General features: G+C 65.4%; 1 protein-coding gene. It reads right to left on the bottom strand.

All coding sequences use genetic code 11. From position 1 onward, the window contains the following. Positions 1-514: AMP-binding protein (locus tag DyAD56_RS23480; RefSeq protein WP_146010621.1), on the bottom strand; the 514-nt coding region annotated here is incomplete at both ends.

Here is a 514-nt window from a genome sequence, read left to right as displayed (position 1 = left end):
TCTGCGGTCAGCTCCGGTTGGTGCAGGTAGCCGCGCGCCACTCCGGCGCCGCCCAGCCATAGTTCACCCACCACACCCGGCGCTGCCAGCGATCCATCCGTGTCCACAACGTACGCCAGCACGCCCGGTAGCGGCTCGCCCAGGTGAGGAGGGTGTTCGCCTGTGACCTTGGCCAACGTGCTGTTGACCGTGCATTCGGTGGGCCCGTACGCGTTGTAGCAAGCGATCGGTGCGACGGCCGCACGCTTCCACGCATGCGCGGGAAATGGCTCGCCACCTACCAGGATAACCCGCAGCGCTGGCAAGGGCCGCTCGAAGAGCCCACCCTGGATCAACAACTCCAGCTGCGTTGGCGTGCAGTCGAGTACGGCCACTGCTTCCGTGGCCAGGAAGGCAAGCATCGCCTCAGCATCGGATCGTACCGATGCAGGGACTACACACAACGTGTGTCCCGACCCCAGCTGGGTCAGCGCTTGCAGCGAGGCATCGAAGGAGACACTGGCATTGAGGGCCA

The organism is Dyella sp. AD56, from assembly GCF_002878475.1.
GTDB lineage: Bacteria > Pseudomonadota > Gammaproteobacteria > Xanthomonadales > Rhodanobacteraceae > Dyella.
The sequence above is the reverse complement of the archived record's forward strand: the minus strand, read 5'-3'. Positions and strand labels throughout refer to the sequence as shown.